Raw genomic sequence first — 23,736 nt, 5'->3', positions numbered from 1 at the left:
TCATTATTTTGTACCAGCGAAAAATAAGCCAGTAACCGGTAAAAAACAGGAAGGATTACTATGGCATTGCCCGCTAAATTTGCAAGTAGCAATGATCAACTAAATTACTTTACCCGTGAAAGTAGGATTATTTATACCATGTTATATTGACCAGTTCTACCCGCAGGTAGGCATCGCCACCCTGCAGCTGTTGCAGAAACTGGGTTGTGAAGTGGAATATCCGCAGGGACAAACCTGCTGCGGCCAGCCAATGGCGAATTCAGGATACGAGCATCTTACCCATCAGTGTAATACCCTGTTCATCAAAAATTTTGCAGACTACGATTATATTGTAGGCCCCTCCGGCAGCTGTGTGTTGCATATTAAAGATCATTTACATGATCCGGCAGCAGAAGAAAAAGCCACCGGAATACGCCAACGGATATACGAACTGACAGAATTTCTGACGGATGTACTGAAAGTAACATCGCTTCCTGCGCGTTTCCCCTGCAAAGTGGGTTTGCACCAGAGCTGCCACGGACAACGCGGATTGGCATTGGCACAGATGAGCGAGCTGGTGGCGCCGCCGTTTTCCAAACCGGAGCAGCTGCTGCGGATGGTGGAAGGGGTGGAGCTGGTGCCGCTCGACAGACAGGATGAATGTTGCGGTTTTGGCGGTACCTTCTGTGTAACGGAAGAAGCCGTATCCGTAAAAATGGGAAAGGATCGTGTAGCCGATCACGTTAAACATGGCGCAGAGGTGATCACCGGTACGGATGTGAGCTGCCTGATGCACATAGAAGGTATTTTACGCCGGCAGCATGCCGGGGTGAAGGTGATGCATATTGCTGAAATTCTCAATCAAAATATCCATGAACAGGCAAACAGCTGATCACGCAACACTGGCAGACAAGTTTAACCAGGATGAGGCCCGGGTAAACTGGCATGATGAAACTTTGTGGTGGGTGCGCGCGAAACGCGATCGCATAGCCTGGAGCATTCCCGAATGGGAGGCGTTGAGAGATACGGCTTCCCGTATTAAGGTCAATGCATTGGGTAACCTGCATGATTACCTGCTGCAGTTTGAAGAGCAGGCCACCAGGAATGGCGCCGTTGTACACTGGGCAGCAGATGCGGAAGAACATAACCGTATTGTAACCGATATATTAAAAAAACATGGGGTGCAACGGATAGTGAAAAGCAAATCGATGCTGACGGAAGAATGCCACCTGAATCCCTATCTCGCAGCCAATGGTATTGAAGTAATAGATACCGATCTTGGTGAAAGGATTGTGCAGCTCGCTAAGGAGCCACCCAGTCATATTGTGTTACCCTGTATTCATAAAAAGAAAGAAGAAATCGGGGAGCTGTTCCATGAACACCTGGGAACGCCCGCGGGAAATGCAGATCCGAAATTTCTGACGGCAGCGGCCAGGCAACATCTCCGTAAAGAATTCCTGCAGGCGGATGCCGCTATTACAGGGGTGAATTTTGCCGTAGCGGAAACCGGGGAGATGGTAGTATGCACTAACGAAGGAAACGCCGATATGGGCGCCCATCTGGCCACTGTGCATATAGCCTGTATGGGCATCGAGAAGATCATTCCGGAGCGGAAGCACCTGGGCGTGTTTCTGCGCCTGCTGGCAAGAAGCGCTACCGGTCAGCCCATTACCACTTACTCAAGTCATTTCAGGCAACCCCGCGCCGGACAGGAATTGCATATTGTATTAGTGGATAACGGCCGGTCCAGGCAACTGGGACGGGAAGACTTCCGCAACTCGCTGAAGTGTATCCGCTGTGGCGCCTGTATGAATACCTGCCCCGTTTACCGGCGCAGCGGCGGACATAGTTATCATACTGCCGTGGCCGGTCCGATTGGGGCTATCCTGGCGCCTAATCTTGATATGAAGGATTATGCTGATCTGCCTTTTGCCTCTACCTTGTGCGGCTCCTGCTCCAATGTATGCCCCGTTAAAATAGATATTCATCAGCAATTATATAAATGGCGGCAGGTACTGGTAAAAGAAGGACATACCACCGCGGCCAAAACAGCCAGCATGAAAATCATGAGTGGCGTATTATCGGCGCCACGCACATATAAAACAGCGGGCAAAATGGGGCGCTGGGTAATGCGGGCCTTCCCGGGTATGGTCAACAACCGCATGAACCCCTGGTATAAACAAAGGGAAATGCCCGCGCCACCGGCACAGTCATTTTCCCAATGGTATGAAAAAAATAAAAAATCTTCATGAGCAGCAGGGAAAAGATATTAGCCGCCGTAAAACAAAATCAACCGGAGGCATCGGCATTACCGGCCCTGACCGGATTATCAGGCAATATGCCAGGTACGCTGGAAGCTTACCGTAAAGTGCTGGAAGCACTGGGAGGTACCCTGTTCGAAATTGAAAACGAAACAGCGATCCCTGCCTTACTGGCGGAACATTATCCGCATCTTCAACGTATCATTACAGCTACCGGACCCGAACGTACATGGATCAACGAAGATCCCCATCTGCTGGAAGACGTGGATATGGCTGTTGTACCCGGACAATGGGGGGTGGCTGAAAATGGCGCTATCTGGCTTACGGAACAGGAAGTGGGGGCAAGGGTACTGCCTTTTATTTGTCAGCACCTGGCGATCGTATTACCAAGGGAACGAATATTACCTACCATGCATGAGGCCTACGATAAAATCGGCGCCCCGCAAACCGGTTTCGGTGTATTCATTGCCGGTCCTTCCAAAACCGCCGATATCGAACAATCATTGGTGCTGGGCGCCCATGGCGCCAAAAGCCTGGTAGTATTTATCACGGGCAAATCATATTAATTGTGTAGCATCATATCAACTACGTAGTATTATATTAACTGCACAACATCATATCAATTACGTATATCCAACTGCGTTATAAGCGGCCTCACCTGTTGAAAGTGAGGCCGCTTTATGGTAAGGTATCCTGATGGTACGGAACTTATCTCTTTCCAATTTTTAGTTATTTTTTAAAAACTGCATTATTATAGTAAATACTTCATTAACTTCGCCACCAGAAATTAGATGATTTATTGGAATTGGTATGGTGTTTGTTCGAGAGGGTGCGTTACAAGAATCATTTGGCGCAGTATTTTTTTAGAACCATATTATTATAGCCATATTTTAGCAGCTGCGTTAACCAAGAAAATTGAAAGACATGTATCATCTTTTTAACACCTTAGAGTGGCCCGGAAACAGCAAATCGTTACAGCAAAAAACGCTGTTGCATCACCGCCAATGTCGCATCACCGGAGCGTTTTCATTAATAGTATTTAACATGGATAGCACTTGTTGCTGATCTGTATGTTTTCGTAGATCCAATTGGGTTATTCGCCGTAATGTGCCAACAGATCAGTGATAACGCGAATAATCTCCGATGTTTTCTGTTTCATAGCCGCTTGTTAAAGCCGGTACAGGAATCTTATTCACTATCGTTCAAACTGAATAGTAAACAAATCGAAAAAAAATTTCAACAGTTTACTTTTTCATAACAGAACTTATCAATTTTAGTATTTACTTTGTGCTAACTTTGAAAACCGATAGTTTGTAATCATTTTAGTATCCGGTCTGTTTTAACTGAGCCCCTCTATGAGAACCTTGAAAAAAACGCGTGGATTTAGTTGACAGACGAACATAAATACATTTAATAACCATATCTTATTATTGAACCTATGGTGCGTAGTTCATCGTGGATTACTCCGTCATGGCTAATTTTGTTGTTAGACCTGGGGTGTTCTGTTATCGCAATCAATTTAGCATTTCTTCTCAGATTAAATTTTGACGTGGATGCATATATGTCTTTTCCGCTGGAGAAGATCGGCGTATCCGTATTAGGCGTTAACCTCCTGTTGATGCTGTTACTGCGTACCTACCGTGGCATCGTAAGATTTACCAGTCTTACCGACATTGGCCGTATCGCAGGACTCAACCTCATCAGCTGCCTGATCTTGTTCACCTTTGGCTATAGCCACCTACCGGATGCAACATTGAATATTTTCCCCATTTCAGTGATACTGATCAATTTCTTTATCAGTTCCTTCTGCATGTTGTCTTACCGGTTGTCCGTAAAATGGATTTTCCATTACTATAATAACTTCCGCAATCATAGCCGCCCCTGCGCAGCCATTTATTACACAGGCCATTCAAGCCTGATGTTGCGTAAAGCCATTCATGATGACCCCAACGCAGAAGTGAAGATCACCGCATTCCTGGCCGACACCAACGCACACGCAGGTAAATCAATTGAAGGCCTTCCCGTATATGCTTCGCGCAAAGGACAGCTCTTTAAAATGGTGAAGGAAGGAAAGATTTCCTTGTTGCTCATTCCTAATGATCACCTGGATGCAGCCCACCTGGACGAACTGGTGGATGAATGCATTTCGCTGAATATTAGGGTTCAAAAAATTATTCCCGTGAGTCAATGGACAGAAGGTTCTGGTAACAGTGGTGTTCAGTTAAAAGACATCAACATCGAAGATCTGCTGGAAAGATCCGTTATCAGTATTAAAAACCAGGAGCTCAGCAAAGAGCTGAAAGGTAAAAGTGTATTGGTAACCGGTGCAGCCGGATCTATCGGCAGCGAAATTGTAAGACAACTGGTCGGTTATGAGCCATCTGTTATCGTGCTTTGCGATAAAGCCGAATCGCCACTCCATGAACTGGAGCTGGAAATAGCGGAAAAAATGGTGAACATACCCATCATTCCATTCATTGGAAATGTATGCGATAAAGTACGCATGCAACAGTTGTTTGAAATTTATGCACCCGCTATCGTATATCATGCGGCCGCCTATAAGCATGTGCCCATGATGGAAAAAAATCCGTCGATCGCAGTGATGAATAATGTGCTGGGTACCAAAACAGTGGCTGAACTGGCCGTTGAACATGGCGCGGAAAAATTTGTAATGGTATCTACCGACAAAGCAGTGAACCCCACCAACGTAATGGGCGCTTCCAAACGCATCGCAGAAATTTTCTCTCAATCTTTCAATAATTATCTCAACGAGAAGTACCAGAAAATGGGACCGGTATACGGTACTCCTCCAACACGTTTTATCACGACCCGTTTTGGAAATGTGCTCGGATCAAATGGTTCTGTGATCCCCCGTTTCAAACAACAACTGGAAAAAGGCGGACCATTAACAGTTACCCATCCGGACATCACACGCTACTTTATGACCATCCCCGAAGCCTGCCAGCTGGTGCTGGAGGCCGGTGCAATGGGTAAGGGCGGCGAGATTTTTGTATTTGATATGGGTAAACCGATGAAGATCGCTGACCTGGCGAGAAAAATGATCCGGATGACGGGTAAAGAACCAGGTAAAGATATCCAGGTTGTTTTCACCGGACTGCGCCCCGGAGAAAAACTCTACGAAGAGCTACTAAATAATGCCGAAAACACATTACCCACTTATCACGAAAAAATCATGATCGCCAAAGTAAGGCAGTCTGATTTCACTGAAATTAACGAACGGGTAAATCAGTTGATAGAGTCAGCTCAAAAGCATTACCTCACACCAACCGTAGCCAGGATGAAGGAATTGGTGCCGGAGTTCATCAGCAAAAATTCTGCTTATGAAGAACTGGATAAGGGTAAAATAACTATGTAAAATTATATCGAGAACATATCCTTTCTGCAAGCCTGTTGGCTTGCAGCAGGGGAAGATTTATTTAAACTGTCGCCAGCAATGAAGATAATTAATCAGGGGATGACCCGTTTCAGACGTTTCAGAAGTTTACCTGTTTTACTGGGAGGTATGCTCGCCTTATTACTGGGAGCCTGCTCTTCACCAAAAAATATCTCTTACTTCAAAGATGTACCTGATACGGTTAAACAGAAGATGATGGTGGAGATGGCAACATATAACACACCGGTAATACAGGCAGACGATATTCTGCAGGTAACGATCCAAACACTGGACCCTGCTTCCACCGCGCTGCTGAATCAGCAGAACTCGCCAACATGGCCGGTAGCAGGAACTTCAGGGGCCGCAGGCGCCGCCAGTGCAAACAGCCCGGGATACCTGGTAGATAAACAGGGTTCTGTAACCCTCCCATTGGTAGGGAAAATATCGGTGAAAGGCAAAACAACCGGTGATGTGCAGGAACAGATCCGCGTAAAAGCCGCGGAATTTTATAAAGACCCGGTCGTAAATGTGCGCTTTATAAATTTTAAAATAACCGTTTTGGGAGAAGTCACCAAACCCGCCACCTACGTAATGCCTAACGAGAAAGTTACTTTACTCGACGCATTAGGTATGGCCGGTGATCTGACCATCTACGGTAAAAGAGAAAATGTTTTATTGATCCGTGAAATAGAAGGGAAAAAGGAATTCGTCAGGTTTAATCTCAATAGCAGCAATTTATTTACTTCTCCTTATTACTATTTACAACAGGGAGACGTGGTATATGTTGAACCAAGTAAGTCGAAAGTGGTTTCCACGGATGCAGCACGTTTGAGGAATATTACAATCATATCATCCGTCCTTACGCTGCTAGTTGTAATTTTTTCTAGGGTTAATTTTTAAATGTTGCTGTCATGCTGGAAAATTTTAATGGTAATGGACAAACTGCTGTAAACGTAAACGGTGTATTACAACAGCATAACGAACCTGATAAGGCTTTTGATCTCAGAAAGCTGCTTGATAAAGTACTCAGCCACTGGTACTGGTTTTTCCTGTGCATAGTAGCCGGTATTGCGTTGTCATGGCTTTACCTGAGATATGCGACACCCGACTATAAAGTGAACGCCAAAATATTGATCCAGGATGATCAGAAAGGTGGGGACAGCCCGGAAAAGGATGTATTACAACAGTTGCAGATATTCAACAGTAAAAGCAACGTAGATAATGAAATGGAGATCATCAAGTCCCGTTCATTGATGGAAAGAACAGTAAAGGATTTACAGCTGAACGTGTCCTACTGGCTGGAAGGAAGACTGAAAACAGCGGAACAATTCCGTAAACTTCCGTTCGCCGTACAATGGAGCAACCTGATCGATTCCCTGCCGGATGCAGAATACGTAGTCAGACCAGTGTCCGACAACAAAGTGCATATCAGCGCAGAAGGTGTGGTGGATAAGGATATTTCCTGGAATGATACCCTGCATCTGCCGGAAGGTATTATGAAGGTGGTGAGACAATCCAACAACCCGCTGATCAAAGAAAACTATATCGTGAGGGTGGTATCGGTTGATAAAGCCGTTACCGTTTACCGCAATAAATTAGCTGTCAACATTCCCAATAAACAGGTGAGCACCATCGATCTCACCATGACCAGCACCATTCCTGAAAAAGGCGAGATCATTCTGAATGAGCTGATCAATGCCTACATGCAGTTAAGCGTAGACGCTAAAAACCGGATCGCCGACAGTACCATTGCCTTTGTCGACAACCGTTTGGCACTGGTAAGCCGTGAACTGTCCGGTGTGGAAAAAGACATACAAACTTTTAAACAGAATAATCAATTAGCGGATCTTGGGGAACAGGCTAAACTGTTAATTGCCAGCACCGGCGATTTCTCCCGGCAGCTGACAGAACAACAGGTGAAGCTAAGTGTGGTGGAATCGCTGGAGAAATATATCAATGACGAAGCAAACAATAAACGTATTGTTCCTTCTTCACTGGTACTGGAGGATCCCAACTTCGTATCTATTATCGGGAAATATAATGGCCTGGAACTGGAAAGAGAGCGTTTGCTGATGTCAAATACCGCCTCTAATCCTGTGGTGAGAAATATCGATGAGCAACTGGTTAGTCTCCGGGGAGATCTGAAAAGTAATCTCACTTCTTTTAAAACCGGTATTCAGACGAGCATCGCGCAATTACAACAGCGGTCCGGCGCTATCGATAAAAAGATCCAGCAGGTACCCGCCAAGGAAAGAGTATTCCTCGATTACTCCCGTCAACAGGCGGTGAAGCAGGAACTGTACCTGTTTTTACTCAAAAAACGTGAGGAGTCAGCTATTTCAAAATCTTCCAACCTGGCAGGTGCAAGAATTATTGACCTGGCAAAAAGCGAGGCTTTCCCCTACATGCCTAAGCGGGCATTGATTTACCTGCTGGGAATGATACTGGGTGTAATCCTGCCTTCTGTTGGTTTATACCTGCGTGATGTATTAAGTCGCCGTGTGGTAAACAAACTGGATATCACCGAAAATACACCGGCGCCTATACTCGCTGAAGTAGGGCATACCGATGCCAAAGCAGCGGTGATCATATCAAAAGATTCAGTAACGCCGGTGGCAGAACAATTCAGGGCCCTGCGTACCAATCTGCAGTTTGTGCTGAGAGAACCGAAGGAAAAAGTTATCCTGCTTACTTCCAGCATGAGTGGAGAAGGGAAAACCTTTATCGCCACTAACCTGGCAGCAGTTTTATCCTTATCCGGGAAAAAAGTACTGCTGATGGAAATGGATCTCCGCAAACCGAAAGTATCTGAAAAACTGGGCCTGGATAATCGCACAGGATTCAGTACCTGGGCCATAGGAAAAACACCGTTGAATGAACTTGTAAGGCCATCCGGCATAAATGACAACTGCTGGCTTATCAGTTCCGGTCCTATTCCGCCAAACCCGGCAGAGCTGCTGTTGACAGAATCAACAAAAGAACTGTTTACCCATCTCCGCGCTCATTTCGATTATATCGTTATTGATGCGCCACCGGTAGGACTGGTAACAGACGCGCAGTTGCTCGGCACCTTTGCAGATGCGACCCTCTACCTGGTAAGGCAGGGATATACTTTCAAGCAACAGCTTCAGATATCGAAAGAGCTTTTCATCTTCCATAAAATGCCAAAAATGAATCTCATTGTAAATGATGTAAAGGCAGGACAGGGATATGGATACAGCTACAGCTACGGATATGGTTACGGCTATAATAGCAACACCAAAAAAGGGCTGTCGAAGAGAATTAAGGTAATGTTCGGTAAATAATACTATAAGCGAAACCATATTAATTAAATCATCAATAAAATGAATCAGGAATCAAAAATTGCTATCATCGGACTGGGGTATGTTGGTTTACCACTGGCTATTGAGTTTGGGAAGCTGTATAATACATTGGGATTTGATATCAACACCAACAGGGTGGAGGAGCTGAAAAGCGGCCACGATCACACACTGGAGGCAGATCTGGAAGGAATGAAGGCAGCAATAGAGAAAAAGAAAGAAGGAAAGGGAGCCGGCTTAAGCTTTTCTGATAAGAAAGAAGCGCTTAAAGATTACAATACTTTTATCGTTACCGTACCTACGCCGATTGATCGCTTTAACGCACCTGATTTAACACCGCTGCTTAAGGCAACGGAAATGCTGGGGACCATCCTGAAAAAAGGAGATACCATCATTTATGAATCTACTGTATTCCCCGGATGTACGGAAGAGGATTGTATTCCATTACTGGAGAAAAAATCGGGTCTGAAATTTAATACAGACTTCTTCGCAGGATATTCGCCCGAGCGTATTGTGCCCGGAGATAAAGTGAATACACTGACTTCCATCAAAAAAATCACTTCCGGCTCTACCCCTGCGGTGGCGGAAAAAGTAGACCAGCTGTATAAAAGCATTATCAAAGCCGGCACGCATAAAGCGCCGAGCATAAAAGTAGCGGAAGCTGCCAAAGCCATTGAAAATGCGCAACGCGATGTAAACATCTCCTTTGTAAACGAACTGGCATTGATCTTTGATCGCATTGGTATTGACACCAATGATGTATTGGATGCCGCCGGTACAAAATGGAACTTCCTGAAATTCAAGCCAGGATTAGTGGGTGGTCACTGCATCAGCGTAGACCCTTATTACCTGGCACATAAAGCTGAAGCGCTGGGCTATCACCCGCAGGTGATCCTGAGCGGAAGACGCGTAAATGATATGATGGCGGTATTTATCGCTAACAAAATCATTAAGCTGATGGTGAAAAAAGGACGCAGGGTAGAAGGTGGAAAAGCGCTGATCCTTGGAGTTACCTTCAAAGAAAACTGCCCCGATATCCGCAACTCCAAAGTGGTGGATATTTACAGGGAATTAACGGAATTCGGTATGAAGGTGGATATGTACGATCCGCATGCCGACAAAGAAGAAGTGAAAGAAGAATATGGACTGGAACTGGTAGACAGCGTATCCAAACAATACGATGCTATCCTGGTGGCGGTAGCGCACAACGAATTCCAGGCTATCGACTTTAAAGCGCTGAAAAATGGTCATGATGCAGTGGTGTTCGACGCGAAAGCCATTTTAGACCGTGAACTGGTAGACGGAAGATTATAATAAGGCAGGTAGAGTACCCGCTGTTGAACCATATAGTATTGTTGAGAAACCATAACGGAAACCATAGCTTATAAACCATAACGGAAAAGCCATAGTTGAATAAACCTTTTGAAGACCCATAAACAGAGCGAGGATGAACCATATCAAAAAGAAAAAAGTAATGGTAGTTTTTGGCACCAGGCCGGAAGCTATAAAAATGGTTCCTGTTGTCATGGAACTGGCCAGGCATAGCGACCTTATTGATGCAAGAACCTGCGTAACAGGCCAGCACAGACATATGTTGGACAGCGTATTGGAAACTTTCAATATTACGCCGGATTTTGACCTGGATATCATGCAACAATCCCAGGATCTTTATGATATCACCATTAATATACTGGCGAAAATGAAAGTAGTGCTAAAGGAATTCAGACCCGATCTGATACTGGTGCACGGCGATACTACCACCGCTTTTGTGGTTTCACTGGCGGCTTTTTATGAGAAGATCCAGATAGGGCATGTGGAGGCAGGACTGAGAACTTTTAACATTCACTCACCCTGGCCGGAAGAGTTCAACCGCCAGGTGGTAGACAAAATCGCAGACCTCTGCTTTGTGCCTACCGAAAAATCAAAGGCTAATTTGCTGGAAGAAAAAATGCCGAAGTCTAAAATATTTATTACAGGTAATACCGTGATAGATACGCTGCTGCTGGCATTGGATAAAATAGAAAAAGATAGTTCGCTCAAATTATCCCTGGAGAAAATTCTGGCGGAGAGCGGATATGATATTTCAAAAGGCCGGCAGTTTATCCTCGTAACAGGACATAGAAGGGAAAGTTTTGGAGACGGGTTCCTCAATATCTGTGATGCATTAAAAAACATCGCTACCCGCTTTCCGGATGTAGATATCGTTTACCCGGTTCATCTGAATCCGAATGTACAGGAGCCGGTATATAGCAGGCTCGGAGGAATTGACAATGTGTACCTGACCAAGCCGCTCGATTATCTGCCATTTATTTACCTGATGAAACACTGTTACCTGGTATTGACAGACAGCGGCGGTATACAGGAAGAAGCACCAAGTTTGGGCAAACCCGTGCTGGTAATGAGAGATACCACCGAACGTCCGGAGGCAGTAGATGCCGGTACCGTGATTTTGGTAGGTACTTCCGCAGAGAAAATTTTTCATGAAACAGAGTGGTTGATACTGGATAGCGAAAGATATGCGGCTATGAGCATGTTACATAATCCTTACGGAGACGGTAATGCAAGTGCCAGGATCATCGATGCTATACTGGAAAAAACAGCGGTAGTCAATTAAAAGTTAAACGGAATTATTACCGGGAACAGGAATTAACATTTTCCGAATAAGATAATAAGATGATAATTATCCAGAAGTATATGCCGCAGGTTGCAGATGTGATATTTGCCCTTAAACGAAAAATAAATAAATCGGAAGTCGGTAAGAAGATTGTACACGGCGTTTTCTGGTCATTCCTGGGAACGGTAGTCTTCAGAGGATTGATTTTTTTATCGTCTATCGTCATCGCCCGTTTGCTGAAAAAGGAAGGTTTTGGAGAGTTGGGGATGATCCGTTCTACCATTGATATGTTTATCGTTTTTTCCATATTCGGACTCGGCATTACCACCACCAAATTTGTGGCAGAGTATCGTGATACCGACAAGGAGAAAGCGGGACGGGTGGCGAGGATGGCATTGCATATGTCTGTTATCATGGGCCTGTTGATCAGTGTATCCTTGTTCTTTTCATCAGGGCCGCTGGCAAAACATTCGCTCGATAATGCCGACCTGGGAACCGGGTTGAGATATGGCTCCTGGGCCATTCTTTTTTATGCGATCAACGGGGTGCAAACCGGGATCCTGGCCGGTTTGGAGGCGTTTAAGAAAATAGCAAAAGTTAATTTGGTGGCAGGCGTCGTCAACTTGCCGATTGCTATCGGACTCACCTGGTTTTTAGGCGTAAACGGCGCCATTATCGGTTTAACCATCAATGCCCTGTTAATTGCCGTTTTAGGTGGTATAGAGGTTAGAAGGGAAACAAAGAAGTTTGGTATTAATGTAAATGAAAAGGATTACCTGAAAGAGATGAAAGTATTATACACTTTCAGTCTGCCTGCGGTGCTGAGCGGTTTGCTGGTATTACCGGTGAACTGGTACTGTAATGTACTCCTGGCTAAGGAACCATCCGGTTATGCTTACCTCGGGGTATATAATGCGGCACTCAGTATATCACTTATCATCAGCGTTATCAATACCACGTTGGGTCAGGCTTTGCTGCCACAGGTGATCCGCAATTTTAAACAGAAGAATGCCAAGCTGGAAGCCATCAACAACTTCGTGCCCTGGGGCATAGGTATATTTTTATCCATGCCGTTTATACTGGTGCCGGAAATAGCGGGTGTTGCCTTTGGTAAGGACTTTACTTCCGGCAACTTAAACGGAACGGTAGTGATTGTAATGATAGGCACCATTGTAATTGCCCATCGGCAAGGGATCGCGAGAAACTTTGCAGCAGGTAATTTTATGTGGTGGAGCATGCTCAGTAATGGTATATGGGGGTTGCTGGCAATTTTTTATATGATCGGACTTAAACAGGGCGGTTCGGAAGGACGGGCAGGAGCGTATGCATTTGCCTACTTTATCAGCACCGTGGTATTTGTACCCTTCTATATTAAAAAGCAACTCGCAGATGCCTACTTCCTGATATCGCCGGAATCACTGGCTATCTGGGGAATCATCTTTGTATCATTTATAGTGATGCTGATGTTCCATCTGAGTATCTACGTACGGATATTGCTGTTACTCGTGGCATGTGCCATCATTTTATGGATCTTTTATAGAGTTTATAAACATGTCAGGTCTGTTTCTTAATAAAATAGCCAATGTGGTCGCCAACAGCTTCCACAAAGCAGGCATCAAACGGCTGAAGTTCCGGCAGCTGGGTACCGGGGTATCCATAGGCAGGCCCTTTCACTGCAGTGGTGAAGGCAATATCTCCATTGGTGAGTATGTATACATTGGTCCTGGCGCCAAATTATACGGCGTAGGAGGCATCCATATCGGCAAAGGAACCATCATCGGCCCGGATGTAACAATATATTCCGCCAACCATGTATTCAGGGAGGCGAACTATATTCCTTACGACCAGCGCGTGGAAGTAAAGCCGGTAACTATCAGCGAAAATGTGTGGATTGGCGGTAACGTCATCATCGTTCCCGGCACCAATATCGGCGAAGGCTGTATCGTTGGCGCGGGCAGCGTGGTAACAGGCAGCATCGCCCCTTTCTCTATTGTGGCAGGGAACCCCGCAAAAGTAATTGGAAGCCGTGATGCGGCGCATTATACCAGGCTTAAACAGGAAGATAAAATATACTTCAGGGCCAAACAGCTGGGTACGCTGTAAACAGCAGCGAAGGCTAAGCCGGAAACTATTTGATAACCATATGAAAAACCATATAATAAGCAGATAACATGAAAGTATTGGTAAGGGGTGGATACGGACTGAATAATTTTGGCGATGATGCACTGATGATCACCATGTATGATCATATCAAGGAGGTATTGAAGGAAGATGAGTTTGGCTTTTATTGTACCAAAGCAGATTATTTCAGGGAGTTACTCCCCGCAGCAAAGATTATTTCTTCCGAAGATCTTTTTAGTAAGCTGGAAGTAGATATGCTGGTGTATGGAGGAGGAACCCAGTTTTTTTCCTTCCCTAACACAAAGGTCAAATATATCCCGAAAATGAACCTGGCAAAACTGAAGTACTTCTTTGACTATAAAACGCTTAAATCAGTGGTGCTGCCACGTTTAAGAGGGTTCAAAAAAGTAACTGGCGTAAAAGCCGCCAAAACAGTGGCCATCGGAATAGGCGTTGGACCTTTCGTAAAAGATTCAGTGGAAGAGAAAGTAGCGATGCAAACTTTCCAGCAGCTCGACCAGGCACTGGTACGGGATGTGGTGAGTTATGATACCTGCAAATCCTGGGATTCGAAAGGACTGTTCCTGGGCAGCGACCTGTGTCTTAACTCTTCTTTTGTCAATAACTACTTTACCAAAACAATACCTGCTATCAACCCGCGGGTGATCGGTATCATTGTGCGCGACTGGAAACATACCGATGAAGGTCATGCTTATTATGGGAAACTCCTGGAAGCTACCCGCATCTGGCAAAACAAAGGCTACGAGGTAAAGTATATCCTGTTTTCAGAAGAACGGGATCCGGAGTGGCTCGATATCATTAAACGGGAAAATATCGAAGCCATGATATGGGACGCGAAGAAATATACTTTCAAAGCATTTATACAGCAACTGGCCAAGATAGACATTTTTGTTACCGCCCGTTTTCATGGGGCCATTTTTGCGGCACTGCTAAATAAACCTGCGGTATGTATTGAAGTAGAACAGAAATTGAAAATTGTCAGCGATAATTTCAAATCCTTCGACTGCTGGAAATATCCTTTTGACGTGAACCAGGTGGTGAATTATGTAGAACAAATCAGAACGGATTATGCAAAGAGAGTAAGCCTTTTCCAGGCGGACCTGGACAGGGAGATCAGCCGGGGAGATAAAATGTTTGCGTTATTCAGACAAGCTATTCAGCAACTGTAGACAAATTTCAACATTATGAGCAAGTTTAAAGTACATATATTTTATCCAAGGGTCTACGATTACGATGGCGCTGCCGTAACGGTGGGAGGCGTACAAACCTACCTGTTAACGTTGGCAGCAGTGCTGACAGGCGAGCAACTGGACGTATCTATTATACAGTTTGGCAACAAGGATTTCAGCAGGAAAATTGAAAATAACGTAAACCTGGTTGGATACAATCTTGCAAAACGCCAGATGAAATCATTGTTTGAGCGTCATGCTTCGCAGATCGACCGGCAGAAGGACCTGGTGATCTGGGGCGCAGATACGCTGTCAGAAAAGATTCCTTCTTATAAGGCTATCAGTATACAACATGGCGTGTATTTCGATTACCTCGAACCAAATACGGGTATGAGAAAGTTAATGGCACAGCTCCAGTTAAATGTGGTGGCCAAATTAATGCAATCTTTCAAAGCTTATAGTTTCTTCACCAGATCTGAATACAAAGTTTGTGTAGATTATAATTACTTGTCCTGGTACCGCACTTTTTCCGACAGGGAAGGAGAGGAGCGGATTTTTGTGATCCCGAATTTTGCCAGTGTAAGCAAAACCACCAATGTCAACTTTTCGGAAACTGCAGACGAAACCATTAAAATACTTGTAGCCCGCCGGTTTACAAAAATAAGGGGGATTGCGGTAATGGCCGACATCGTTGAAGACCTGAACAAACGATATAAAAATCTGAGTTTCACATTTGCGGGAGAAGGAGAGCTGGAACCCTTGTTGGCCAACCGCTTCAAGGATATGCCTAACGTGCATATCACCCGTTATGACTTCAATGACTCGCTGCGGTTTCACGGCGATTTCCATATTGCAGTAGTACCTACCCTGGCTTCAGAAGGAACTTCTCTCTCGCTGCTGGAAGCAATGGGTGCGGGATGTGCAGTGGTAGCCAGCAATATCGGGGGAATCACTAATATTCTCCTGAACAACTACAACGGTATGCTGACCATGCCATTTGCTGAAAATATCAGGGGTGCAGTGGAATACCTTATTAACAATCCTGAAGAAAGAAAAAGGGTGGCAACGAATGCCATCGACACCATAAAATACAGTTTTAACGCAGAAAGATGGGCTGATTCCTGGAAGGAAGTAGTACGAAAAGTGAATAAGCAGGCATGATACAAGTGGTATTCAAAGATATAAACATGAATTATATAACGCTCGACGCAACATATAACCGTTATAGTAAGATCGCCAATACTTTTGGCAGCGCTATCGTGTTGTTTCTTGCGCTGGGTTATCCAATTCAGTGTGCAGTGCCGTTGTTCCTTAAGGTAAGCTCTACCCCGGTGAATGCAGCCTTTAGGGTATTGATTGCCTTATCGTCGTTGGTGGTGATTGCGCGTTTGCCGTTTTCACTAAAGAAAGTTTCCAAAGGAACTTTTCTTTTGCTGTTGTTGTGGTTCATCTATTCCTGCCGGCTTTTTGTAGATGTAAGTCTGCGCGGAATAGAGTTTGGTAACGGCCGTTACAGTACATTCTTTATGTACTCCATGGCATTTGCCAACTGCTTTCTGCCGGTGATCGCAGTGGCGGCAGCGGCGCCTTATATCCAGATAAAGCAGTTCCTGAAATGGGCGTTTATTTTCGCGTTTGTCAGTAACATCATCATCTTTGTTTCCTTCTTCACTACCAATGGTATTACCATGGCCCTGATGTCTACCAGGGGAGCACTCGGTGATGACGATCCCAGCGAAGCCATGATCAACCCGATCACCATCAGCTTCTATGGTATGTTGCTGGCAGTGCTGGCGTTGAGTAAACTGTTGTTTGACGCACCGGCCAGCATGAAAGGAAAGCTCGGCATGTTTATCTGTGTTATGATTGGTGTGGCCAACGTATTGCTCGGTGCATCGAGAGGCCCGTTCCTGTCTTTAATATTATCAGTATTTATTCTCTTTTATTTTAAACTGAGGATGTCCCGCAACACGGTTAGCATGGTACTCAAATCCGGTCTGGTAGTGTTCCTGCTGCTGGGTGCTATGCTGATCAGTGGAGTAGGCTCAAAAATATTTTCGGACGATGTATTCCTGTTTTACCGTTTGACCCACTTTTTTGATAATGTGGCCAACGGAGAAAAGGAAGACCGCGATTATGAATATGCCAGCGCCTGGGATCAATTCAGCAATCATCCCGTTATAGGCGATAAATATGTAACGGATCACAGTCATATCTATCCGCATAACGTGTTTCTTGAATTACTGATGTCGCTGGGCGTGGTAGGCGGCATATTGTTCCTGCTGATTTTATTCGAGGTGGCCGTGAAAGCCGGGTATGCAAGCAGGCACCGCCTGCACCGGCATATTGCCCTGCTGCTCATATTACTGGGGTATTTCCTGCTGTCGATGACGTCAGGAGGCGTGTTTATCACACCCGGGTTATGGATACTGCTGGCATTGTTTTTTGAGATAAAGCATACATCATTCAATGAATCTTTAAACTGAAGTGAATATGTCTTGGTTGAAAATGTATAGAATTTTTACAGGTATCCTGCTGGCCGGGTTGGCCAGTATGCTGCCTGCTGCGGAAGCGCAAACAGGAAAACCTGCCAGCAGCAATCCCAGGTTATACATCGCTATCAGTGGTTTGGGAAACAAGGCGAATTCCTACATACAGGGGCAGCAAAATATTTCTATCGCTAAAATCATTGGCCAGAGCAGCATTGTAGCGAAGAATAGTTTGAATGTAGACAGTAGTTCGCTGGTAAGCATGATCCGCAAAATATATCCCGACAAAAACGCTGCGGGTGTATGTATACTGGATTGGGAAGGAGAAGCGCTGGATATCTTAACCAATGATCATTCCGGCAGTGCCGACTATCGGAAAATTGCTGCTGAATTTAGAAAAGCGGTAACCATTGCCAAACAGGAACGCCCCAACGTACAATGGGGAATTTACGGATTGCCGTTCAGAACGGTTTCTGCCAATGAGAAATGGCAGCAACAGTGCTATCAGCTGAGAGACCTGTTAAAATATGTGGACATTATTTGTCCATCGCTGTATATGATTTATTCCGAGCGGGTGGTCAGCAGAAGTTATAACGAAAAGTACATAGAAAATAACCTGCGGATAGCGCTGGAACTGGGGAAAGAACTGGATAAGCCTGTACTGCCTTTTGTATGGCCGCGCTGGCAGGGTAAAGGTCCTTCGTTTATGACACTGGTGCCTATGGAAGCCTTTTCCGCCTATGTTAAAAAGATCATGGGCGCGGAAGTAAATGGCAACAGGCCGGCAGGCGTAGTATTCTGGGACGGAGAAGTTTATTACTATAAGCAGAAACAGCCGCAGATGTTGAGAGAAGCTTCCAGCCTGGAAAGTTTTGTACAGCGGCACGATAGCCTGGTGATGATGTACAGCGATCAGATACTTAAAACATTAAAAAGATAACCCTTATTAAAATAAAAGAGATGAAACTGTTGATTGTGTATAACAAAGTATGGCCTTACCGGGAAAAAATATTTGAAATTATCAATGAGAAGTATGACTTAACGGTAGCCTATACAGACCCCAAATTTTTGAACAAAAAATATCCGTATAAAACCGTGTTCACCCCCGGTAAGCAGGTAGGACCATTTTTCTTTCATAAGGACTCGTTGCACAAATTGTGCGCGCAGTACGATGCGGTAATCGGTTTGTATGAACTGCGCTGGTTGCGGCTGATGGCCCTGATGCTGAATCCGTGGAGGAAATACAGTATGTCTTTCTGGGGAATAGGCGTATCAGCTTCCTACAGCAATAAATTCGATGATAAAAAGCAATGGGATTTTGTAAGAAATTTCTTTGGTAAACGCGCTGAATCTTTGATCTTCTACAGCGACTACCCCAAAACAAAATTTGTACAGGCAGGCTTTAGCGCCGATAAAATTTTTGTTGCCAACAACACTACTTATGTAAGCCCGGTCAATGGCCAGGTGGCGGAAAGAAATACCTTCCTGTTTGTAGGAACGTTGTATAAAGAGAAAGGAATCAATATCCTGCTGGAAGCCTATAATAATATCGATATTCCCCGGGCGCAACTGCCGGTGTTGAATATCATCGGTGATGGTCCGGAACGCCCGGCCATTGAAAAATGGGTGCAGGAGCAGGGTCTGGAAGACAAAGTTTTCCTGCATGGCGCTATCTACGACAGCGAAATCCTCAAAACATATTACACCAAAGCATTGGCTTGTATCTCCCCTAACCAGGCGGGCTTGTCGGTGCTGACCAGTATGGGGTATGCCACTATTTTCGTAACAGAGAAAAATGCGATCACTGGTGGAGAAGTGCTGAACATCACCAACATGGAAAATGGGATTATCTATGAAGGCGGCACCGCGGAGCTTACCGCACAAATGTCATGGATCATTGACAACAAGGAAGAGGTGATCCGCATGGGTAAAAGTGCAAGGGAACATTATAAGAATAACAGAACACCGGAACAAATGGCGGATTCGATCATGGGAGCAGTAGAATATGCTCTGAAAAAGAAGAAGCATGCTTGAACTGCTCATTCATCATTTTAGCATAAAGCACCTGAAAGAATGGTGGAAAAACCGCCATCTGTCCTTCTTTGTATTTTATGATAAAGCAACTGTTATTTCTGAAAAATGCCGCATACAAAGGTCTGTAGTAATAAGAAAAAGCACCATTGATAAGTATTCATATATTGGCTACAACACCAATATCAATAACGCTGCGATCGGTAAGTACTGTTCCTTTTCAAAGAATATCGTGATCGGAATAGGTACGCATCCAACGGATTTTATGTCTACTTCCCCCTTGTTTTTCGCAGTGAAAAACGGTACCGGGCATACCTGGATTGCGGAAGATAAATTTGATGATACACCTGCGCCTGTGACCATCGGGAATGATGTGTGGATAGGATTGAATTCTTCTGTGATGGGAGGGGTAACTATCGGGAATGGAGCGATCATCGCCGCTCATTCTGTTGTAACCAAAGATGTTCCGCCATATGCCATAGTAGGGGGAGTGCCTGCGAAGATTATTAAATACAGATTTTCGGAAGAAGTGATCAGCCGGATGGAAGCGTTGAAATGGTGGGATATGCCGGAGGATGCGCTTAAAAGGAATATCAGTCATTTTCAGTCCACACTCCGTCCGGAGGAAATAGAAAATATCATGCAGGATTTTAAACAATATAAAAGTTAAGTTATGTTGATAGATATTATAGCCGGGGCCAGACCAAACTTTATGAAGATAGCGCCCATCATCGATGCTATAAAGAAAAGAAAGGAAGAAGGGATTCGCTACCGGCTGATCCACACTGGTCAGCACTACGATAAAAAAATGAGCGCCGACTTTTTTGAACAGCTGGGCATTCCTGAACCGGATATCAACCTGGAAGCCGGGGGGGGCACACAAGCCGAACAAACGGCGGCGATCATGGTACGATATGAAAAAGTACTGATGGATAACCGCCCCGACCTGGTACTGGTGGTAGGCGACGTTACCTCTTCCATCGCCTGCGCCCTGGCAGCAAAAAAACTGAACAATATTAAGGTGGCACACGTGGAAGCCGGTATCCGCAGCGGAGACTGGACCATGCCCGAAGAAATAAACCGTTTGCTCACAGACGCCATCACTGATTATTTTTTCACCACCACGGAAACCGCCAATGAAAATCTCCGGAAATCCGGTGTAACAGAAGAAAGGCTTTTCCTGGTAGGGAACACCATGATCGATACCCTGCTCACGCAGCAGCCCAATTTCAAACAACCGGAGATCTGGGATACACTCGGTCTGAAAAAGGGCGGCTACATTGTAATGACGCTGCACCGCCCCGGAAACGTGGACCAGGAACAGAATCTAAAGCTCCTGATGGATGGTATCATCACCTCCTCAAAAGGACTTCCGCTGATATTTCCCGTGCACCCGCGCACGGCAAAAATGCTGGCCAATATCGGTATTGAAGCGCCCAACCTGCACATGATTGAGCCGCTCGGATACCTGGAATTTAACTACCTCGTGCAACATGCCAGGGCGGTTATTACGGACTCGGGTGGTATTACTGAAGAAACTACGGTAATGCATATACCATGTATGACATTGCGTGCCAATACAGAAAGACCGGAGACCTGCGAGATCGGAACAAATGAATTACTGGGTGTAAGTCCTGCAGCAATTCCTCCCGCTTTTGAAAAACTGTTTTCGGGTAACTGGAAAAAGGGAGGCATCCCGCCATTATGGGATGGAAAAACTGCAGAAAGAATCGTTGACGTTTTATTAAAATTGAAATAATTATGTTTGAAGGTAAATCTTTATTGATAACCGGTGGTACCGGATCTTTTGGTAACGCAGTACTGAATCGTTTTTTACATACCGATATCAGGGAAATCCGCATCTTCAGCCGCGATGAAAAAAAGCAGGATGATATGCGCAACCTGCTCCGCAGCGAAAAAGTAAAGTTCTATATGGGGGATGTACGTGATTTCCGCAGTATCGACAGCGCTATGGAAGGTGTAGACTATGTATTTCATGCCGCTGCGCTGAAACAGGTGCCTTCCTGCGAATTTTATCCTATGGAGGCCGTAAGAACCAATGTGCAGGGAACAGAAAATGTATTGGAAGCCGCCATCAAAAACAAAGTAAATAAAATCATTTGCCTCGGCACCGATAAGGCCGTATATCCGATCAATGCCATGGGTATTTCAAAAGCAATGATGGAAAAAGTGGCGATTTCGAAAGCCCGTTTACGCACCGATCCGCTGATCACCTGCACCCGCTATGGTAACGTAATGGCGAGCAGAGGCTCCGTTATTCCGCTGTTCATTTCCCAGATCAAGGCAGGTAAACCGCTCACTATCACCGATCCGGAAATGACCCGCTTTATGATGTCGCTTGATAACGCGGTAGAACTGGTGTTATTTGCATATGAAAATGCCAATCCGGGTGATATCTTTGTACAAAAGGCGCCCGCTGCTACTATCAGGCAGGTGGCCGAAACGCTCTGCAAGATCTTCAACGCGAAGAACGAAATTAAAATAATAGGCACCCGCCACGGAGAGAAACTCTATGAAACACTGCTCACGCGCGAAGAGTTTGGTAAGGCAGAAGATCTGGGCGATTACTACCGTATTGCGGCGGACGACAGGGATCTGAACTACGCGAAATATTTCTCCGAAGGAGACAGTAAAATAGCAGAAGCACAGGACTATCATTCTCATAATACCTACCGCCTGAGCGACCAGGAACTGGAAACGTTATTACTCAAGCTGGACTATGTTCAAGAGCAACTGAAGAATTAATGGAGTCAGTAAAACTAATAAAAGGCGGCTCTTTTACAGATACAAGAGGAACACTGGGGTTTGTCAACGAGTTTACATTCCCCGGTGTGAAACGCTTCTACCAGATCGTGCATCCGGATGTGAGTGTGGTACGCGCCTGGCAGGGACACAAAGTAGAACAGAAATACTTCTATGTGCCCAAAGGAAAGTTTGCACTCGCGTGGGTAGCCATCGACAACTGGGATCAGCCCAGGGCGGATCTGAAGGCGGAATATGTTATATTGAAGGAAGAGGAGCCGGCTGTGCTGAGTATCCCTCCGGGATATGCCAATGGCATCAAAGCATTGGAGCCGGGGTCTGTTTTAATGGTATACTCAGACCTGGATTTGCAGCAATCAGGAGAAGACCGCTGGTCTTTTGATGCTGGATTATGGTTAGACTGGAACAAAATATAAAATGAAAAAAATTGGAATTACCGGCCAGAACGGCTTTGTAGGATCTTACCTGTTTAACAGCATAAGTTTGCTGAGCGAGGAGTTTACCCTGATCCCTTTCAGCAGGTCTTATTTTGACTCGGAAGCGCAGTTAACGGACTGGGTGAAACAATGCGATGTAATTGTACATCTTGCGGCTATGAACCGTGATCCCGATCCGCAGCTCATCCATGATACCAATCTTGGGCTGGTACAACAACTGGTAAATGCGCTGTCCAAAGCAGGGAATCATCCGCATGTTATCTTCTCTTCTTCTACACAGGAGGAGCGGGATAATCTTTATGGTAAATCCAAGAAAGGTGGCCGCGAATTGCTGCTGAAATGGGCGGCAGACCACGGCGCGAATTTTACCGGTATGGTCATCCCGAATGTGTTCGGACCTTTCGGTAAACCATTCTACAATTCGGTAGTGGCTACTTTCTGCCATCAACTCTGTAATGGTCAAACGCCTAAAATTGACCAGGATGGCTTTCTGAAGCTGATCCATGTAGATGAACTGGCCACCCTGGTGATCGACGCTATCCGGACCGGTAACAATCAGCAGGACTTCCCCATTACGCCTACCGCGGAATTGTATGTTTCGGAGATCCTGTCGAAACTAACTGCCTTCAAAGAACTTTACCTGGAGCAGGGGATCATTCCTGCACTGCCGGATAAGTTCAGCATTCACCTGTTTAATACTTTCAGGAGTTATATCGATCATAAAAGCTATTTCCCTTTTAAACTGAAACAACATGCAGATAACAGGGGCGTATTTGTAGAGATGGTTAAATTGCAGGTAGGCGGGCAGGTATCTTTTTCTACTACCCATGCCGGTATTACCCGCGGAAATCACTTTCATACGAGAAAAATCGAAAGGTTCCTGGTAATTAAAGGTAAAGCCCTGATCCAATTAAGAAAATATAATACATCTGAGGTATTAAATTTTGAACTGGATGGTAATGAACCGTCTTATGTGGATATGCCGGTTTGGTACACCCACAATATCAAAAATATAGGAGAAGAGGAATTATACACCGTATTCTGGATTAATGAATTTTTCGATCCGCAGGACCCCGACACCTACTTTGAAACTGTTTAAGAAGCTTTTTTAACAAT

20 protein-coding genes are annotated in these 23,736 nt (G+C 45.1%); all 20 read left to right on the top strand.

The genetic code is table 11. The features are described 5' to 3' along the window. The first annotated feature begins 115 nt into the window (after window positions 1-115). On the top strand, window positions 116-871 hold the full coding sequence (locus KE626_RS16135; protein ID WP_211973954.1) for a (Fe-S)-binding protein: 756 nt from the start codon (window positions 116-118) through the stop codon (window positions 869-871). Beyond that, a complete protein-coding gene (locus KE626_RS16130) occupies window positions 852-2,231 on the top strand; it encodes a lactate utilization protein B (RefSeq protein ID WP_211973953.1) in 1,380 nt (459 codons plus the stop codon). The genes KE626_RS16135 and KE626_RS16130 overlap by 20 nt, the downstream gene beginning before the upstream one ends. Further along, window positions 2,228-2,806, top strand: a complete 579-nt coding sequence (locus KE626_RS16125; protein ID WP_211973952.1) for a LutC/YkgG family protein — start codon at window positions 2,228-2,230, stop codon at window positions 2,804-2,806. The genes KE626_RS16130 and KE626_RS16125 overlap by 4 nt, the downstream gene beginning before the upstream one ends. A gap of 983 nt (window positions 2,807-3,789) precedes the next feature. Then, window positions 3,790-5,616 carry a polysaccharide biosynthesis protein gene (locus KE626_RS16120; protein WP_346344425.1) on the top strand — a complete coding sequence of 609 codons (1,827 nt, stop codon included), beginning with the start codon at window positions 3,790-3,792 and terminating at the stop codon, window positions 5,614-5,616. A gap of 78 nt (window positions 5,617-5,694) precedes the next feature. Beyond that, window positions 5,695-6,534 carry a polysaccharide biosynthesis/export family protein gene (locus tag KE626_RS16115; RefSeq protein WP_211973951.1) on the top strand — a complete coding sequence of 280 codons (840 nt, stop codon included), beginning with the start codon at window positions 5,695-5,697 and terminating at the stop codon, window positions 6,532-6,534. Window positions 6,535-6,545: 11 nt separating this feature from the next. Next, a complete protein-coding gene (locus KE626_RS16110) occupies window positions 6,546-8,939 on the top strand; it encodes a GumC family protein (RefSeq protein WP_211973950.1) in 2,394 nt (797 codons plus the stop codon). A 39-nt stretch (window positions 8,940-8,978) separates the two neighbouring features. Then, window positions 8,979-10,268 carry a nucleotide sugar dehydrogenase gene (locus KE626_RS16105; protein ID WP_211973949.1) on the top strand — a complete coding sequence of 430 codons (1,290 nt, stop codon included), beginning with the start codon at window positions 8,979-8,981 and terminating at the stop codon, window positions 10,266-10,268. Between the two features lie 133 nt (window positions 10,269-10,401). Next, entirely contained in the window at window positions 10,402-11,568 is a 1,167-nt protein-coding gene (gene wecB, locus KE626_RS16100) for a non-hydrolyzing UDP-N-acetylglucosamine 2-epimerase (protein ID WP_211973948.1), read from the top strand. Between the two features lie 80 nt (window positions 11,569-11,648). Then, a complete protein-coding gene (locus tag KE626_RS16095) occupies window positions 11,649-13,139 on the top strand; it encodes an oligosaccharide flippase family protein (protein WP_211973947.1) in 1,491 nt (496 codons plus the stop codon). Beyond that, a complete protein-coding gene (locus KE626_RS16090; RefSeq protein WP_249207502.1) occupies window positions 13,120-13,671 on the top strand; it encodes an acyltransferase in 552 nt (183 codons plus the stop codon). Before KE626_RS16095 ends, KE626_RS16090 begins: the two co-directional genes overlap by 20 nt. Before the next feature lie 68 nt (window positions 13,672-13,739). Continuing rightward, on the top strand, window positions 13,740-14,879 hold the full coding sequence (locus KE626_RS16085) for a polysaccharide pyruvyl transferase family protein (protein WP_211973946.1): 1,140 nt from the start codon (window positions 13,740-13,742) through the stop codon (window positions 14,877-14,879). 15 nt (window positions 14,880-14,894) lie between these two features. After that, window positions 14,895-16,040: a glycosyltransferase family 4 protein gene (locus KE626_RS16080; RefSeq protein ID WP_211973945.1), complete on the top strand. Its 1,146-nt coding sequence runs from the start codon at window positions 14,895-14,897 to the stop codon at window positions 16,038-16,040. 26 nt (window positions 16,041-16,066) lie between these two features. Next, window positions 16,067-17,365 carry an O-antigen ligase family protein gene (locus tag KE626_RS16075; protein ID WP_211973944.1) on the top strand — a complete coding sequence of 433 codons (1,299 nt, stop codon included), beginning with the start codon at window positions 16,067-16,069 and terminating at the stop codon, window positions 17,363-17,365. A 7-nt stretch (window positions 17,366-17,372) separates the two neighbouring features. Beyond that, window positions 17,373-18,308: a hypothetical protein gene (locus KE626_RS16070; RefSeq protein WP_211973943.1), complete on the top strand. Its 936-nt coding sequence runs from the start codon at window positions 17,373-17,375 to the stop codon at window positions 18,306-18,308. A gap of 20 nt (window positions 18,309-18,328) precedes the next feature. Beyond that, window positions 18,329-19,402 (top strand): glycosyltransferase family 4 protein, encoded by a 1,074-nt coding sequence (locus KE626_RS16065; RefSeq protein WP_211973942.1) that lies wholly within the window; start codon window positions 18,329-18,331, stop codon window positions 19,400-19,402. Continuing rightward, the gene (locus KE626_RS34710) at window positions 19,395-20,069 is read left to right on the top strand and encodes a CatB-related O-acetyltransferase (protein WP_249207500.1); all 675 of its coding nucleotides are present in this window, start codon (window positions 19,395-19,397) and stop codon (window positions 20,067-20,069) included. Before KE626_RS16065 ends, KE626_RS34710 begins: the two co-directional genes overlap by 8 nt. 3 nt (window positions 20,070-20,072) lie before the next feature. Next, entirely contained in the window at window positions 20,073-21,158 is a 1,086-nt protein-coding gene (wecB, locus tag KE626_RS16055) for a non-hydrolyzing UDP-N-acetylglucosamine 2-epimerase (RefSeq protein WP_211973941.1), read from the top strand. Between the two features lie 2 nt (window positions 21,159-21,160). Then, window positions 21,161-22,165: a polysaccharide biosynthesis protein gene (locus tag KE626_RS16050; protein WP_211973940.1), complete on the top strand. Its 1,005-nt coding sequence runs from the start codon at window positions 21,161-21,163 to the stop codon at window positions 22,163-22,165. Beyond that, window positions 22,165-22,599, top strand: coding sequence for a cupin domain-containing protein (locus KE626_RS16045; RefSeq protein ID WP_211973939.1), 435 nt, complete (start codon window positions 22,165-22,167; stop codon window positions 22,597-22,599). Before KE626_RS16050 ends, KE626_RS16045 begins: the two co-directional genes overlap by 1 nt. Before the next feature lies 1 nt (window position 22,600). Continuing rightward, a complete protein-coding gene (locus tag KE626_RS16040) occupies window positions 22,601-23,719 on the top strand; it encodes a polysaccharide biosynthesis C-terminal domain-containing protein (RefSeq protein WP_211973938.1) in 1,119 nt (372 codons plus the stop codon). Window positions 23,720-23,736: the final 17 nt, after the last annotated feature.

The sequence above is a fragment of the Chitinophaga hostae genome, assembly GCF_018224885.1.
GTDB classification, from domain to species: Bacteria; Bacteroidota; Bacteroidia; order Chitinophagales; family Chitinophagaceae; genus Chitinophaga; species Chitinophaga hostae.
This window is presented reverse-complemented; position numbering and strand designations above follow the sequence as displayed.

Excerpts from the sequence above, each read along its gene's own strand:
- KE626_RS16115 (WP_211973951.1), top strand. The coding sequence starts at position 5,695 with ATGAAGATAATTAATCAGGGGATGACCCGTTTCAGACGTTTCAGAAGT.
- KE626_RS16090 (WP_249207502.1), top strand. The coding sequence starts at position 13,120 with ATGTCAGGTCTGTTTCTTAATAAAATAGCCAATGTGGTCGCCAACAGC.
- KE626_RS16040 (WP_211973938.1), top strand. The coding sequence starts at position 22,601 with ATGAAAAAAATTGGAATTACCGGCCAGAACGGCTTTGTAGGATCTTAC.
- KE626_RS16105 (WP_211973949.1), top strand. The coding sequence starts at position 8,979 with ATGAATCAGGAATCAAAAATTGCTATCATCGGACTGGGGTATGTTGGT.
- KE626_RS16075 (WP_211973944.1), top strand. The coding sequence starts at position 16,067 with ATGAATTATATAACGCTCGACGCAACATATAACCGTTATAGTAAGATC.
- KE626_RS16070 (WP_211973943.1), top strand. The coding sequence starts at position 17,373 with ATGTCTTGGTTGAAAATGTATAGAATTTTTACAGGTATCCTGCTGGCC.
- wecB (WP_211973948.1), top strand. The coding sequence starts at position 10,402 with ATGAACCATATCAAAAAGAAAAAAGTAATGGTAGTTTTTGGCACCAGG.
- KE626_RS16095 (WP_211973947.1), top strand. The coding sequence starts at position 11,649 with ATGCCGCAGGTTGCAGATGTGATATTTGCCCTTAAACGAAAAATAAAT.
- KE626_RS16110 (WP_211973950.1), top strand. The coding sequence starts at position 6,546 with ATGCTGGAAAATTTTAATGGTAATGGACAAACTGCTGTAAACGTAAAC.
- KE626_RS16080 (WP_211973945.1), top strand. The coding sequence starts at position 14,895 with ATGAGCAAGTTTAAAGTACATATATTTTATCCAAGGGTCTACGATTAC.
- KE626_RS16130 (WP_211973953.1), top strand. The coding sequence starts at position 852 with ATGAACAGGCAAACAGCTGATCACGCAACACTGGCAGACAAGTTTAAC.
- KE626_RS34710 (WP_249207500.1), top strand. The coding sequence starts at position 19,395 with ATGCTTGAACTGCTCATTCATCATTTTAGCATAAAGCACCTGAAAGAA.
- wecB (WP_211973941.1), top strand. The coding sequence starts at position 20,073 with ATGTTGATAGATATTATAGCCGGGGCCAGACCAAACTTTATGAAGATA.
- KE626_RS16050 (WP_211973940.1), top strand. The coding sequence starts at position 21,161 with ATGTTTGAAGGTAAATCTTTATTGATAACCGGTGGTACCGGATCTTTT.
- KE626_RS16065 (WP_211973942.1), top strand. The coding sequence starts at position 18,329 with ATGAAACTGTTGATTGTGTATAACAAAGTATGGCCTTACCGGGAAAAA.
- KE626_RS16085 (WP_211973946.1), top strand. The coding sequence starts at position 13,740 with ATGAAAGTATTGGTAAGGGGTGGATACGGACTGAATAATTTTGGCGAT.
- KE626_RS16045 (WP_211973939.1), top strand. The coding sequence starts at position 22,165 with ATGGAGTCAGTAAAACTAATAAAAGGCGGCTCTTTTACAGATACAAGA.
- KE626_RS16125 (WP_211973952.1), top strand. The coding sequence starts at position 2,228 with ATGAGCAGCAGGGAAAAGATATTAGCCGCCGTAAAACAAAATCAACCG.